This is a genomic window from Pseudomonas sp. SJZ077, assembly GCF_007993905.1.
Classification (GTDB): Bacteria; Pseudomonadota; Gammaproteobacteria; order Pseudomonadales; family Pseudomonadaceae; genus Aquipseudomonas; species Aquipseudomonas mandelii.
In genome coordinates, this window is the sequence record NZ_VIUJ01000032.1 from 16,089 (window position 1) to 29,511 (window position 13,423).

15 protein-coding genes are annotated in these 13,423 nt (G+C 60.8%); 12 read left to right on the plus strand and 3 right to left on the minus strand.

The features are described 5' to 3' along the window. Positions 1 to 65 precede the first annotated feature (65 nt). The 6 genes from FBY01_RS30040 (at position 66) to FBY01_RS30065 (ending at position 5,608) form a co-directional block, all read left to right on the plus strand. On the plus strand, positions 66 to 1,001 hold the full coding sequence (locus FBY01_RS30040; protein WP_145310873.1) for a Ppx/GppA family phosphatase: 936 nt from the start codon (positions 66 to 68) through the stop codon (positions 999 to 1,001). A 118-nt stretch (positions 1,002 to 1,119) separates the two neighbouring features. Beyond that, positions 1,120 to 1,548, plus strand: a complete 429-nt coding sequence (locus FBY01_RS30045) for a DUF1801 domain-containing protein (protein WP_145310872.1) — start codon at positions 1,120 to 1,122, stop codon at positions 1,546 to 1,548. A gap of 304 nt (positions 1,549 to 1,852) precedes the next feature. Beyond that, positions 1,853 to 2,857 carry a PdxA family protein gene (locus FBY01_RS30050; RefSeq protein ID WP_010459116.1) on the plus strand — a complete coding sequence of 335 codons (1,005 nt, stop codon included), beginning with the start codon at positions 1,853 to 1,855 and terminating at the stop codon, positions 2,855 to 2,857. Between the two features lie 41 nt (positions 2,858 to 2,898). After that, on the plus strand, positions 2,899 to 3,777 hold the full coding sequence (locus FBY01_RS30055; protein ID WP_010459117.1) for an alpha/beta fold hydrolase: 879 nt from the start codon (positions 2,899 to 2,901) through the stop codon (positions 3,775 to 3,777). Between the two features lie 62 nt (positions 3,778 to 3,839). Continuing rightward, positions 3,840 to 5,120 carry an MFS transporter gene (locus tag FBY01_RS30060; RefSeq protein WP_102593370.1) on the plus strand — a complete coding sequence of 427 codons (1,281 nt, stop codon included), beginning with the start codon at positions 3,840 to 3,842 and terminating at the stop codon, positions 5,118 to 5,120. A gap of 152 nt (positions 5,121 to 5,272) precedes the next feature. Beyond that, positions 5,273 to 5,608, plus strand: coding sequence for a hypothetical protein (locus tag FBY01_RS30065; RefSeq protein WP_010459119.1), 336 nt, complete (start codon positions 5,273 to 5,275; stop codon positions 5,606 to 5,608). Positions 5,609 to 5,759: 151 nt separating this feature from the next. On the opposite strand, the gene FBY01_RS30070 is transcribed toward FBY01_RS30065, so the two are convergent. Both FBY01_RS30070 and FBY01_RS30075 read right to left on the minus strand, forming a co-directional pair. After that, positions 5,760 to 7,436 carry a diguanylate cyclase gene (locus FBY01_RS30070; protein ID WP_145310869.1) on the minus strand — a complete coding sequence of 559 codons (1,677 nt, stop codon included), beginning with the start codon at positions 7,434 to 7,436 and terminating at the stop codon, positions 5,760 to 5,762. A gap of 143 nt (positions 7,437 to 7,579) precedes the next feature. Next, positions 7,580 to 8,473 (minus strand): AraC family transcriptional regulator, encoded by an 894-nt coding sequence (locus tag FBY01_RS30075; protein ID WP_145310866.1) that lies wholly within the window; start codon positions 8,471 to 8,473, stop codon positions 7,580 to 7,582. Between the two features lie 138 nt (positions 8,474 to 8,611). On the opposite strand from FBY01_RS30075, the gene FBY01_RS30080 reads away from it, so the two are divergent. From FBY01_RS30080 to FBY01_RS30090, 3 genes are read left to right on the plus strand one after another with little or no spacing between them, the layout of a single operon-like run. Further along, on the plus strand, positions 8,612 to 9,355 hold the full coding sequence (locus FBY01_RS30080) for an SDR family NAD(P)-dependent oxidoreductase (protein WP_145310864.1): 744 nt from the start codon (positions 8,612 to 8,614) through the stop codon (positions 9,353 to 9,355). A gap of 18 nt (positions 9,356 to 9,373) precedes the next feature. Beyond that, on the plus strand, positions 9,374 to 9,775 hold the full coding sequence (locus FBY01_RS30085) for a VOC family protein (RefSeq protein ID WP_145310862.1): 402 nt from the start codon (positions 9,374 to 9,376) through the stop codon (positions 9,773 to 9,775). Further along, positions 9,772 to 10,740, plus strand: coding sequence for a trans-acting enoyl reductase family protein (locus FBY01_RS30090; RefSeq protein WP_145310860.1), 969 nt, complete (start codon positions 9,772 to 9,774; stop codon positions 10,738 to 10,740). The genes FBY01_RS30085 and FBY01_RS30090 overlap by 4 nt, the downstream gene beginning before the upstream one ends. On the opposite strand, the gene FBY01_RS30095 is transcribed toward FBY01_RS30090, so the two are convergent. Beyond that, a complete protein-coding gene (locus tag FBY01_RS30095) occupies positions 10,737 to 11,042 on the minus strand; it encodes a hypothetical protein (protein ID WP_010459128.1) in 306 nt (101 codons plus the stop codon). The two genes, FBY01_RS30090 and FBY01_RS30095, sit on opposite strands and share 4 nt — an antisense overlap. Positions 11,043 to 11,214: 172 nt before the next feature. Here FBY01_RS30095 and FBY01_RS30100 point away from each other — a divergent pair, with 172 nt between their 5' ends. The 3 genes from FBY01_RS30100 to FBY01_RS30110 all read left to right on the plus strand — a co-directional run bounded on the left by FBY01_RS30100 (position 11,215) and on the right by FBY01_RS30110 (position 13,381). After that, positions 11,215 to 11,595, plus strand: coding sequence for a cytochrome c family protein (locus FBY01_RS30100; RefSeq protein WP_145310858.1), 381 nt, complete (start codon positions 11,215 to 11,217; stop codon positions 11,593 to 11,595). Positions 11,596 to 11,786: 191 nt separating this feature from the next. Further along, positions 11,787 to 12,038, plus strand: coding sequence for a hypothetical protein (locus FBY01_RS30105; RefSeq protein WP_145310856.1), 252 nt, complete (start codon positions 11,787 to 11,789; stop codon positions 12,036 to 12,038). A gap of 134 nt (positions 12,039 to 12,172) precedes the next feature. Beyond that, on the plus strand, positions 12,173 to 13,381 hold the full coding sequence (locus tag FBY01_RS30110; protein ID WP_145310854.1) for an MFS transporter: 1,209 nt from the start codon (positions 12,173 to 12,175) through the stop codon (positions 13,379 to 13,381). The last annotated feature ends 42 nt before the right edge of the window (positions 13,382 to 13,423 follow it).

The window sequence follows — 13,423 nt, forward strand, 5'->3', positions numbered from 1 at the left end:
ACAAACCATCTTCAATACCCAGCGCACCCGCCCGCGGGCTGATGAATCTGCCAGGAATCCCCACCATGAAAGGGAACGCCTCTCTGTTTGCGGCCATCGACCTGGGCTCCAACGCGTTTCGCCTGATGATTGGCCAGTCGGTCAGACGCAACCAGCAGATCGTGATCCAGGAAGTCAAAACCCTGCGCGAGCCCGTCCGTTTGGCGGAAGGATTCCAGGGCGGCGCGCTGGATGAGTTGGCGTTGGATCGAGGGTGGCAGGCGCTCGCGCGATTCGGCAAAAAGCTGCGCGGCTTCGAGGCCGGACGGGTGCGGGCCGTGGCGACCAGCGCGGTGCGCGAAGCCGACAATGCCCAGTTGTTTTTGACCAGCGCCGAGCGTCACCTGGGGTTTCGGATTGACGTGATCTCCGGGCATGAAGAAGCCCGGCTGGTGTATGCCGGGGTTGCCCACACGACACCGAGTGCCGCGAGTATGCGGCTCGTGGTGGACATTGGCGGCGGCTCCACCGAGTTGATTCTGGGGCAGGGCGCACAGCCCCTGTTGACCGAAAGCATTGCCATTGGCAGCAGCACTTTTGGCACGCGTTATTTTCACGGAGGCTGCATCACGGCTCAGGGACTGCTGGAAGCCGAGCGCGTCGCCACGGTGCAGTTTGAAAAGGTCGCACGTCGTTACCGGGCGCTGGGTTGGCAGCAGGCCATCGGCTCTTCAGGCACCGCGCGGATGCTCGCCAAAGTCCTCAAGGCCAACGGCTTGAACGATGATGACCAAGACGGAATCACCTACGGCGGCCTGCTGCGCCTGTCGTTGCGCCTGCTTGAAGCGGGGCAGGTCAATCACCTCAGGCTGGCGGGTTTGCAACCCCATCGCCTGAATAGCTTGCCTGGCGGACTGGTGGTTATGCTGGCCGCGTTCAAGGTCTTTGGCCTGTCGCAAATGACGCCTTCGGAAGCGGGTTTAAGGGTCGGGGTGTTACATGGGTTGATGGCCAGGCACTGATGGGGTACTGCAGTCATTGCGGGCCAGGGATGCAAGCCGTCAGTCAGCGCTACTCAAGCGCAGGCGAACGCCAACTATCATGAATCGGGCGAACCATCCTGAAGGAGGCGGTAACCCCATGACGAAGGAAACCATCAGTGCAAAGGACGGAGAGGACGAAGGCGCCTCTGCGCTGATAGACGCGAGAATCAAAGAGCTGAGTGACTGGCGGGGCGAAACGCTCGCCAGGATTCGAACGATCATCCAGCACGCCGACCCCGATGTGGTCGAGGAATGGAAATGGCGGGGCGTTCCGGTGTGGTCACACGCGGGCATCATCTGCACCGGCGAGACGTACAAGAACGCCGTGAAGATGACCTTCGCCAAGGGCGCTTTTCTGGAGGATCCTTCGGGACTTTTCAATGCCAGTCTTGAAGGCAATACCCGACGGGCGATTGATGTGCATGAAGGCGATGAGATTGATGAGAGTGCGTTGAAGGCGTTGATCGTTGCCGCCGTCGTCCTCAACAGTTCGCGAAAAACCGCGGGTGCCAAAACGGCGAAATGAGAGCAAGGGAGGTGGGGTTATTCATCATGATCCCATTGCGCGTGCTCGTTTGCTTCTCCAGCTCTTGTAGGGCACTTCGTCGGTATCCGTAGGTACCGCCCGAATACCTCGCTTCACCACCTCCGGCTACACCCCTCTCAAACCACATTCTGTGAACCCCCACCCCACGTTTTGCACCTTGAAGGCCCGGCCCGTCGGCCTAGGATGGGCCTCAGTGGTTGCACCGGACTTCTGGCCTGCGTTCCGCCATCGGCGCTGCCCATAACAATAAAAGACACACCTTGCCTGGACTGGAGAAGAACTGATGAAACCCCTGATTGGACTTATGCTGGGCGATGTCACCGGCATTGGCCCTGAGTTGGTCGTCAAGCTGTTGTCGACGCCTGAAGCACGTGAGCGGGCGGATGTGGTGATCATTGGTGACGAGCGAGTGCTCGAGCTCGGCATGCGTGACGCCGGGCAGCGCATTCCTTACCAGAAGATTGTGCACCTGCGCGAGGCCGACCATTCCCAGGCCGCCGTGCCCTTGATCGATTTACATAACGTGGATCCTGCGTTGTATGAGCGCGGTCTGGTCAACGCGGAGTCGGGTCGTCTGACCGGCGAAACCCTCAAGATCATGACCGACATGGCCCTGGCCGGTGAGCTCGATGGCATTTGCTTCGCGCCGCTCAACAAGGCCGGGCTGCATCGCGGTGGCTGGAAGTACCACGACGAACACCAGATGTTTGCCGCCTGGACCGAACACGTCGGTTACTTCGGCGAAGTGAACATCATCCCGCAGTTTTCGACCTTCCGCGTGACCTCCCATGTAGCGCTGCGCAAAGCCGTCGACATGGTGCAACCGGACCGCATCGAAGGGGCGCTGCAACTGGCCCATGACACGTTGCGAGCGCTGGGCAACAACGCGCCGCGTATCGGCGTCGCGGCACTCAATCCCCATGGCGGCGAGAACGGCCTGTTTGGTGATGAAGAGATCACGATCATCCGCCCGACGCTCGAAGCCTTGCGCCTCAAAGGCCTGGCCTGCGAGGGGCCGTTCCCATCGGACACGGTGTTTATCAAGGCGCGCAACGGTGATTTCGACGCAGTGGTGATCATGTATCACGACCAGGGCCAGATCGCGACCAAGCTGCTGGGCTTCTCGTCCGGCGTGACCCTGACCGGCGGCCTGAAGACTGTTTACGCAACTCCGGCACACGGCGTGGCTTATGACATCGTCGGTAAAGGCATTGCAGACGTCGGCGCGATGGCGGCTGCGTTCCGGGTCGCCGCTGACAACGCTGCCGCGCGTAAATCCAAGCGCTAAACACCCGCCAAGTGATCGAGAAGAAAATCGAGGCTGACACCATGTTCGAGCATTTCACCAAGACCATTACCAAAACCAGCGGTGCCGAGATTGTCACCGTCGTGGGCGGCGAAGGCCCACCGTTGCTGCTGATGCACGGCAACCCGTTCAATCACCTGTCCTGGCACAAGATCGCGCCGCGCCTGGCCAGGGATTTCACCGTGGTCTGCACCGACTTGCGCGGTTACGGCGACAGCTCCAAGCCCGAGGGCGGTGGCGATCATTCGGCCTATTCCTTCCGTGCCATGGCCCAGGACCAGGTTGAAGTCATGCAATCGCTGGGTTTCGAGCAGTTCTACGCCGCCGGTCACGACCGTGGCGCGCGGGTCCTGCATCGCATGTGCCTGGATCACGGCGACAAGGTGCTCAAGGCCGGTTTCGTCGACATGCTGCCGCAGCATTATTTGTTGAATAACGTGACACGCCAGTGGGGCAAGTTTTCCTGGCACTGGTTCTTCATGACCCAGGACGCCCCGACGCCAGAGCGAATGATGGACGCCGATCCTGAGTTCTTCATCCGCCGCAAGCTGTCGAAGACCGATCAGGGCACCAGTTTCTTTGGGCCCGAAGCGCTGGCCGATTACATCCGCTGCATCAAGAATCCGGCCACCACCCACGCTATGTGCGAAGACTATCGCGCCACCTTCGGCATCGACCTGGACATGGACACCGCCGATTTCGACGCGGGCCGGCGGATCGACAATCCGGCACTGATTCTCTGGGGCGAAAAGGGTGGCGTCGGGCGCAACCATAACGCCGCGGAAATCTGGAGCCGCTACGCCACCAACATCGTGCAGACCGCCACCGTGCCCTCAGGCCACTACCTGCAGGAAGAATGCCCGGACGAGACCTACGAGGTGTTGCACGGCTTCTTCAAGTAACGCAATGACAGGCGGTCCGGGATGACCGCCTGCCCACTAGAACTATAAAAAAGGTGGAAAAAATGATTCCGACTACGCTCGCGCAAAAACGCAGGGCAACGCTGACGTTCGTGTTGCTTTGCATCATGGCGTTCATCATGTACGTGGACCGCACCAACCTGGCCGTCGCCGCCCCGACGATCAGCAAGGAGCTGGGTTTCAGCAACACCAACCTGGGCATGATGTTTTCAGCCTTCGCCATCGCCTACAGCTGCTTCATGATTCCCGGCGGCTGGTTCAGTGACCGTATCGGCTCGCGCAAGGCTATGTTGCTGTACGGCATAATCTGGTCGGCCGCGACCATTGCCACAGGGCTGGTCAGTGGTCTGGTGGTCTTGGTGATTGCACGTTTCGTGGTCGGTATCGGCGAAGCGCCGATCTACCCGACAGCGGCGCGCATGATTGCCCGCGCCATCCCTATCACCCAACGCGGCACAGCCCAGGGCATGATGCATGCGTCGGGACGCCTGGCCAATGCACTGGCGCCGTTGATCGTGACGTTCATGATCATTCAGTTTTCGTGGCGACTGACCTTCGTCATTCTCGGCGTGGTGACGTTGATCTACATGTTCGTCATGTATTTCAGCCTGAGCGAATCGAAGAAACTGCTCGAAACCGCCGCTGTGCCGCTACCACCCGTGGCGGCCAAACCGGTGAATTGGCCGCAGATGCTGCGCAAAGTGTGGCCGGCCGCTGCCACTTGTTTCTGTCACGGTTGGGTGCTGTGGTTTTTCCTCAACTGGATTCCATCGTTCTTCACCCAGCGCTACGGCATGGACCTGACCCACACCGCGTTGTTTTCGACCTTTGTGCTGCTCGGCGGGACCGTCGGCACCGCGGTCGGCGGCATGCTCTCGGACTGGCGCTTCAAAGTCACCGGCAACCGTCTGCGCTCACGCCGTGACTTGATCATCTTTGGCTTCCTGGCCTCGATCATCGGCTTGATTCCGCTGATGTTCACCCACGACCTGATCATCTGCGCCTGCGGCCTGAGCTTCTCGTTCTTCTGCTCGGAACTGGCCGACTCGCCGCTCTGGGTCATTGGCACCGAGGTGTCCCACGAACATTCGGCGACTTCCAGCGCGTGCACCTTCACCGGCATGGCCCTGGCGGGCGCCGTGTCACCGGTGGTGATCGGCTGGTTGCTGGACATCACGGGGAACAACTGGGCCGTGGCGTTCGGCGCTTCCATCGCCGTGGTGCTGATGGGGCCGTTGCTGGCGATGTTTATCAAGCTGGACGACGAGACTGCTCCCGAGCCTGTTTCATCTGCGCGTTCACCGGCTGCGATAACTCAGAGCTGAGACGCGACGCTTCACTCTCTCGAACAATAGCCGCCGCCAACCAAGGGGCGGCCAATCACCTGCTTTAGCTGATACCAATTGGCCACCTCATCCGTTAGAGTGTGCGCCGCCCGAGAGATGGATCCCGGGCAATATCTCATGGAGCTTTTTCAGTGAAGTACGTTAGTAAAGTTGTCGCAGTAGCCCTGTTCGGTCTGGTTCTGGCGGGTTGCACCGGCACGCCGATGAACACCCAGCATTATGAAAGCAGTCAATACACCGTCCTGGGCCACAGTGAAGCGAGCGCCACGGGCCTGCTGCTGTTCGGCGTGATCCCGATCCAGCAGAACAACCGTTTTGTTCGCGCTCAGAACGCGGCGATCAAAGCCAAGGGCGGTGACGCGATGATCAACACCCAGGTGCAGGAAAACTGGTTCTGGGCGTGGGTCCTGACCGGCTACACCACCAAGATCTCCGGTGATGTGGTCAAGCTGAAAAACGTTCAGTAAGCCCAATACCCGGTCTTGATTGCGGATGCGCAATTGTGGCGAGGGGATAAGTCCCCTCGCCACAGGTTGTCGCTCAGCTGAAGATGTTCTTAAGTAAATAGCCTTGCGGTTTAACCGGGTTTACATCAGTGGAAGCTGGAGGTCAGTGGCGCTAGGTCACGCGAGCCTGCGGAGCCACCCGATTCCTTCCCGACCACTTCGCCTGATAGAGCTGTTGATCGGCACGTTTGATCAGCGCGGTGGTATTGCTGTCTGATATCTCGGCCAGGCCAATGCCGATGCTGACGGTGACGTGCCCGACCGTAGCAAAAATGGCTGCGGCAATCGCGGCGCGAATCTTCTCGGCAACGACCTCGGGGCTCTCGGGTTCCTCGACTTCCGGTAACAGCACCGCAAACTCCTCGCCACCGTAACGGGCCACGAAGTCAGTGGCGCGGGTGTTGTCCTGGATCAGCCGGGCGAGTTGGTGCAGCACCTCATCGCCGATCGCGTGGCCGTGGGTGTCATTGATTTGCTTGAAGTGGTCGGCGTCGATGAACAGCAACGCAAAGGGCCGTCCGGTGCGTTGAAACAGCAGGTTGCACTCATTCAGTTTCTCGTCGAATCGGCGCCGGTTGTACACGCCGGTCAGTGCGTCGTGGGTGGCCAGTTTCAACAGATCGGCGTTGGCCTGGGTGAGGGCGGCGGTGCGTTGCGCGACCGTGGCTTCCAGCGACGCATTGGCTTCCTGCAACTCGCGCTCCTTGCCGAGCAAAGACTCCGTCATGCCCTGGAGGGATTGGCCCAGCTGGGCAATTTCTCGCACCGAATGGTCCCGCGGAAACGTCACACCCGGTTGTTGGTTTTGTACCCGTTTGGCTGACTTTGCCAGCTGTTCGATCGGGCGGCTGAGGTACAGCGCCAGGTAGTACGCCACCAGAGCAAACACGATGGCGGCAATGACCCCCAACACCAACAATTTGTAAAACAGGATACGTGCGGGTTGAAGCGCGATATCCAGTGGCTGGCGGACCGCGATGTACCACGTCAGGCCCGTGCTCGAGGGCGTGGGGACCGCGACCACGCTGGTCAGGTAACCGTCGCCGACTGACCAGCCGGCGGTATCGGAATGGTTTTCCCGGGCGACCGGCATGTTCGCCACACGTTGCCCCATGAGCGCTTCCGGATAGAGCACTTTGCCGTCGTGGTCGACGATCAGCGCCTCCACCTCGGGCGTCATGTCCTTGCGCAGCACGGCCGCGTCGACAATCCGCGTCGCCCAGCTCCAATGGGCATGGGCGCCCAGCACACCGATCACCTGGCCCTCGGCATTGCGGATCGGCGCGGCGAAATCGATGAAGCGCAAAGGCTCGCCACTGGCGGTTCCGGGCAGCAGTTTGGCCAGCAGGACCGCTTCATGAGGATCGCCGGTATAAGCACCGCGCAACCCGGCCTGGAACCAGGGGCGCTCTTTCACCGATTGATTGACCAGAAGACCGTTCACGGCTTGCCGTACACGCCCGTTGGCGTCAGCCACGCCCATCCAGGCGTACTCGGCGCGGGATTGCGAACGCAGCTCCATCGACGACAAGATATCCGGATCGCCCAGGTCGCCGTGCTTGAATAACGGCGCTCGACTGAGCAGAGACACTTCGAGCTGACGCTCATGCAGTTGTGCGCCCAATAGCTCGGCCGCCGACCTTGCCGTACTCAACAACGCATTGCCGCTGGCCTGCTTCATTTGCTCGGTGGCAATGTGGCCCACGTAGAAACCCACACTCACCAGCGTGAGCAACGACAGACCGGCAAACCAGAGTGTCAGGTGGCTTCGCAAGCTGGCTTTGATCATGGAAGACACCTGACGGTTTGAAGTCGCAGCATGGTATGCGCAATGGTCGGGTGGGGGCCAGTGGCGGCGCTTTCATGGCATCGATCGGTACACGCATTCGCCAACGCGATGACAAGAAACGAGTCAGTCGGACCGAAGCGCCCTCAGTCGGCACGTCCGCGCAGTTGCGCGAGAATCCGCGCGGCATCTCGGGCCGGAGGCAAACCGAAGACGCGGGCGTAGTCCCGGCTGAATTGGGTAGCGCTTTCATAGCCGACATCGAACGCGGCGCTGGTGACGCTTTTAGCGTTCGCCACCAACAAAGTCCGCGCCTGAAGCAGCCGCACGCGTTTTTGATACTGCAAGGGGCTGAGCGTGGTGACGGCTTTGAAATGGCGGTGGAACGCTGACACGCTCATCGACGCTGTGCGGGCCATGTCCTCGACCCGCAGCGGCTCGGCGAAGGCGCGGCGAATCCACTGGATCGCGAGGCTGACACGGGCCATGGCCGTATCGGGCGCGGCAATCTCGCGCAACATCCAGCCGTGCGGTCCTTGCAAAACCCGATAGAGAATCTCCCGCTCGTACACCGGGCTCAGGGCCGCGATGTCCGCCGGCCGGTCCATCAATCGCAACATGCGCACCCAGGCGTCCATCAGCTCGGGTGTGACTGCGGCCACTGAAAAGCCGGCCTCCTGTTCTGACGGTGCGACAGGTTTTGGCAGGTCTGTCAGTAACGTTGCCAGTACGGCAGGGTCCAGCGTCAAGGCGACGGCGAGGTACGGCTCGCCGGACGTGGCCGGGTGCACACTGCCGACCGCCGGCAGTTCAATCGACATCACGAAATAGGTCGCCGGGTCATACCTCAGTGTGCGATCACCGACGGTGATGGTCTTACTGCCTTGCAGGATCAGGTTGATCATCGGCTCATAGACAGCGGCCAACTGATGTTCGGGAATCGCACCCTGGACCATGGCCACGCGCGGAATGCCCGTCTCTGTACGCCTGTTTTCGGCCCTGGCGGCAAGGGTTCTGAGTTCATGCAGTTGGTTTTCCATGGGGAGACATCTGACCGCAGGGGGACGCACGGCGCAAGCGAAAAGCAGAAACAGGCAGGATTGGAGTAGTAACGGCTGCGCTCGCCCGAGGGTCTATGGTTACCGTGGTTGCTCATCTGATTGACAGTGGAGCAAGCCATGAGCGTTATCGTCATTACCGGCGGCAGTCGAGGCATTGGTGCCAGCGCCGCAGTGCACTGTGCCCGGCGTGGAATGGGCGTCATCCTGACCTACAAGAGCAACGTGCAAGCGGCGGATTCGGTGGTTCAGCGCATCAAGTCCGAAGGTGGTCATGCCGTCGCCCTTGAACTGGATGTCTGCCATGCCGGAAGCTTCGGCGTGTTCGTCGATGCGGTACGACAGGCGCTGCAATCGAACTGGCAAACCACCACCTTGGGTGGTCTGGTCAACAATGCCGGCCACGGTCTGTTCAATCCGCTTGAGGCGGTCACCGAGGCGCAGTTCGACGACCTCATGAACGTTCACCTCAAGGGCCCGTTCTTCCTGACCCAGGCCTTGCTGCCGCTGATGGAGGAGGGCGCAAGCATCGTCAACCTGACCAGCGCGACGACACGGGTGGTCACCCCAGGCGTGGCGCCTTATGCCGCTTTCAAGGGCGGACTGGAAGTACTGACCCGCTACATGGCCAAGGAGTTTGGTGAGCGACGCATCCGTGCCAATGCCGTCTCGCCCGGCGCCATTCGCACCGAACTGGGCGGCGGCTTGAGCGAAGAATTCGAGACGCTGCTGGCCTCGCAAACGGCGCTCGGTCGCATCGGCGAACCGGACGACGTCGGTCGAGTGATCGCCACGTTGCTGTCCGAAGAAAGTGCCTGGATCAACGCGCAATCCATTGAGGTTTCCGGCGGTTACATCATCTGAACCAGCGAGGCGCATTCCATGCTTGATCATGTGTTTATCTCAGTCAGCGACACCCAACGTTCCGTCAATTTCTATACCGCGGCGCTCTCACCGCTCGGCATCACTCACTCGCTCGATTTCGACGGCAAGGATGGCCCACCGGGCCACCCGGACCTCAAGGGTTTCGGTGCGCAAGGCCGGGTGTTTTTCTGGCTGCGTGAAGGGGTGGTGGAGGGGCGGGCTGCGCATGTCGGGTTCGTTGCGAACAGCAGGGGCGAGGTCGATGCGGCCTATGCCGCTGCGATGAAAGCAGGCGCTACCAATAACGGCGCTCCCGGCGCACGGTTGCATTACGACCCGAATTATTACGCGGCTAACGTCCTGGACCCGGATGGCTACAGCCTCGAATTCGTCTATAAAAACTGGCAGCACCCACAATGAGCAAACTTCTGATTTATGGCGCAACCGGGTACACCGGCCGAATGGTCGCGGCACAGGCGAAGGCAGCCGGGCTGGACTTCGAAGTCGCTGGACGTGACGCGACAAGCGTGGCTGCGCTTGCCCGGCAGCTGAGCGTGCCTTATCGCACCTTCACGGCCGACGCTCAAACGGCGCAAGCGCTGAGCGGCGTCACGGTCTTGTTGAACTGCGCCGGTCCTTTTGTGATGACTGCAGAGCCGTTGATGCGGGCCTGCATCGAGGCCGGGGTCGACTATCTCGACATCACTGCCGAAATCAACGTTTACCGGCTGGCGGAGCGGTTGGGCGAGGATGCCGGTGTGATGCTATTGCCAGGCGTCGGCTGGGACGTTGTCCCCACGGACTGCCTCGCCCTGCACGTTGCCCGTCGTGTCGAACATCCGCAATCGCTACGGATCGCGCTGCAGGTTGCAGGCTCCATGTCCCGTGGATCGGCCAATAGCGTTGGCGAGATCATCGGTGCAGGATTGATGGCGCGGGTCGACGGCGTACTCGTTCCTGCGCCGGATGCGCAACCGCGTCACTTCGACTTCGGCGCCGGGCCTGTGCTCTGCGCGCCGCTGTCGTTCGGTGATCTGGTCACGGGTGGGCGCTCGACGGGTATCCCCAACATCGCGATGTTCGTGCACATCAGCGGTGACGCATTCCCCGAGGGCGACTTGTCCCGACTTCCCGATGGCCCCAGCGAGCAAGAGCGCCTGTCGCATCGGGCCTATGCGGTTGCTGAGGTGACGGGGGCAGATGGGCAGGTTGCGCGGTCGGTGATTGAGACTATCAACGGCTACTCCTACACACCGTTGGCCGCGGTGGAAGCGGCGCGACGCGTGTTGGCCGGTGAGCGGCGTTCCGGGTTCGAGACACCGGGTCGTCTGTTCGGAGTCGAATTCGCCGAGAGCATTGCCGGGACGGTGATCGTTGATCTCTAAGGCTGGCGCTGAAGGCACAGCAAACGCTCGATCTGCGCCAACTCCCAGGTGCTGAGCAAACTGACCGGGTCGGTGCCGTAACGTTGCCAGCGGTCGAGTTCACCCTCGCGGCCGTCCGGGGCCTGGCAACGTTGGCAATGCAGCAGGCGGGCGCCGTCGACACCGAGGCTCAGGCGCCAGCCTTCGATATCGACGTGCACGTGGCCGGGCTCGGGTTGTCTGGCGAGGCGCGATAGCGGCCGGAGTTCCAGCGCGGCGTCGCGCAACTGCTGGTAAACCTCGCGGGCGGTCAAGGGTGGCACAGGGCATCTCCGGTGGAATCGCAGGGTTGCACAGGATAGAGTCTGCGCTTGCCGCTGTCAGCGGATAGCGGGGTCGTTATTCCACCCGTCTGCCGGCGGCTTATTGGAAGTAGGTTCAACCGGGTGCGAGCTGATTTACGTGCGCTTGGCCACAAATGATTTGGAGCAGGACATGAATAAAGCCGCAGCCCTCATGGTGCTTATTGCGGGGGTGTTCGGCGCGCAAGTCCAGGCGGCCGGCGATGCTGAAGCCGGCGCGACACTGTTTAAACGGATATGCGGCGGCTGCCATCAAGTGGGGAAGTCGGCGCGGGGTTCGTTCGGGCCGCAACTCAATGGCATTTTTGGACGCCCGTCAGGTAGCACGACGGATTATCAATACTCCGACGCCATGAAATCGGCCGGCATTGTCTGGACCCGCGAGACCCTGATCGCGTACCTCGAAGATCCAAAGGAAGTAGTGCCCGGTACCCGGATGATTTTCTGGGGGCTCAGCGATCCGGAGAAGATTGAAAACCTGTTGGCGTATCTTCAGACCTTTCAGCCGCAGTAGGGCACCCTGCATTGACGCAGTGCGGCTTTCGATCAAACGCTCGGACCCACCCTCAGCAAGGTGACGTGCGTACCATGACGATCTATAGGTAGGAAGGCACCTACAAAAACTCACGAAACCATGATTTTTCACACTCATAATCGAACTGGATAACCGCCCGATGGGGCGCCCTTCGTTATGGCGGCACCCCGGTGCTGGTCCCGCATGCCATTACCCGCTCGCCGAAGGCGTTCTACCAGTTGATTGGCGAGCAGGGCGTCACCTACGCGGCTGACCGTGAGCGTGCTCGTCTGCCGCAGGTGGATATGGTTGGCGGCTGGAGAGAATTATTGCCGGATCTGGCGATAAGTTCGGTTTCTATTCCAGGCACGCATGTGTCCATGATGGAGGACATCAGTCATCGGAAACACCTGGCTGAAGCCTTCAGCCGGGCGCTTTTGTAAGCGCTCGAGCGTAACGCTCATCTGCCTCGCTTGCTGGTCCACATGTGCCATTGAGTCGCCGATAAACCGCCCGCAACAGTTTGCGGGCGTGCAGCGGGGTACCCATCGGCGAAGCATTATAAAAAGGATAAATCATGGCAAATCCCTACCGCGAACTGCTCACCACCCCGGGCGTCATGGGGTTGGTGATCGCGAGTTCCATTGCCCGTCTGCCACAGGCAATGATCGGCATCGGCATCATTACCATGTTGGTGCAGCAGACGGGACTTTATTGGCTGGCTGGCTCGGTCGCCGGTACCTTTACCCTGGCAAATGCGCTGATCGGCCCGCAGGTGTCGAAACTCGTCGATCAGCGGGGGCAGAGTCGGGTGCTGCCCTTAGTCACCACCTTCAGCATTGGCATGTTGCTGGCGCTGATCGTTGCCGTCTCTATGAGGGCGCCGACCCCGCTGTTGTTTATTCTTGCGGCACTGGCGGGCACGATGCCCAGCATGCCCGCGATGATAAGAGCACGCTGGACACAGCTTTTCCGTGGCAAGCCGCAGTTGCACACGGCTTTCTCCCTGGACACGGTGCTGACTGAGCTCGCTTTCATTATCGGTCCACCCCTGGCCATCGGTCTGAGCGTCAGTTTTTTTGCCGAAGCCGGACCGCTTGTCGCGGTCTTGCTGCTGGTCATCGGCGTGAGCGCTTTTCTTCTGCAAAAGCAGACAGAACCTAAGGTCGTCGTGGGCGTCAGGAAGAGCACCGGCTCTACCTTGCTGATTCCCGGCGTTCGCACCATCGTTCTGGCACTCCTGGCGATGGGGGTGATTGGCGGATCAATCGATGTGGCGGTGGTGGCCTTCGCCAACGCACAAGACTGGCCAGCGTCCGCCAGCTTCATCCTCGCAGCCTATGCGTTCGGCTCAATGATCGCGGGCCTGACGTTCGGCGCGTTGAGGGTCTCCTTGTCGATTGAAAAGCAGTTCTTCGTTGGCGTTCTGATCACGGCAGTTACAGCCGTCTTGCCCATTTTCTCGCCGGACGTCTACATCCTTTCCGGGATGCTGTTTGTGGCAGGCATGTCATTCGCACCAACGATGGTCGTCGTGATGAACCTTGGTACGATCATCGTTCCACCGTCCAGGATCACCGAAGGCCTGACGTGGATGACGACGGGCATCAGCATCGGCGTGGCGCTCGGTGGCGTACTCGCGGGGCTGGTCATCGACGCCTATGGCGCACGGGCAGGGTTCGGCGTCGCCATCGGCGCGGGGCTGGTCATGGTGGTGATCGTGCTGTTGGGGCTGCGGACACTTCGCGCCACATCAGCGGTTTGCGCCGAGCCGAGTTTCCAGTAATCAGCACGCTGGACCTCGTCACAGCATTGATCTGCCGACAAG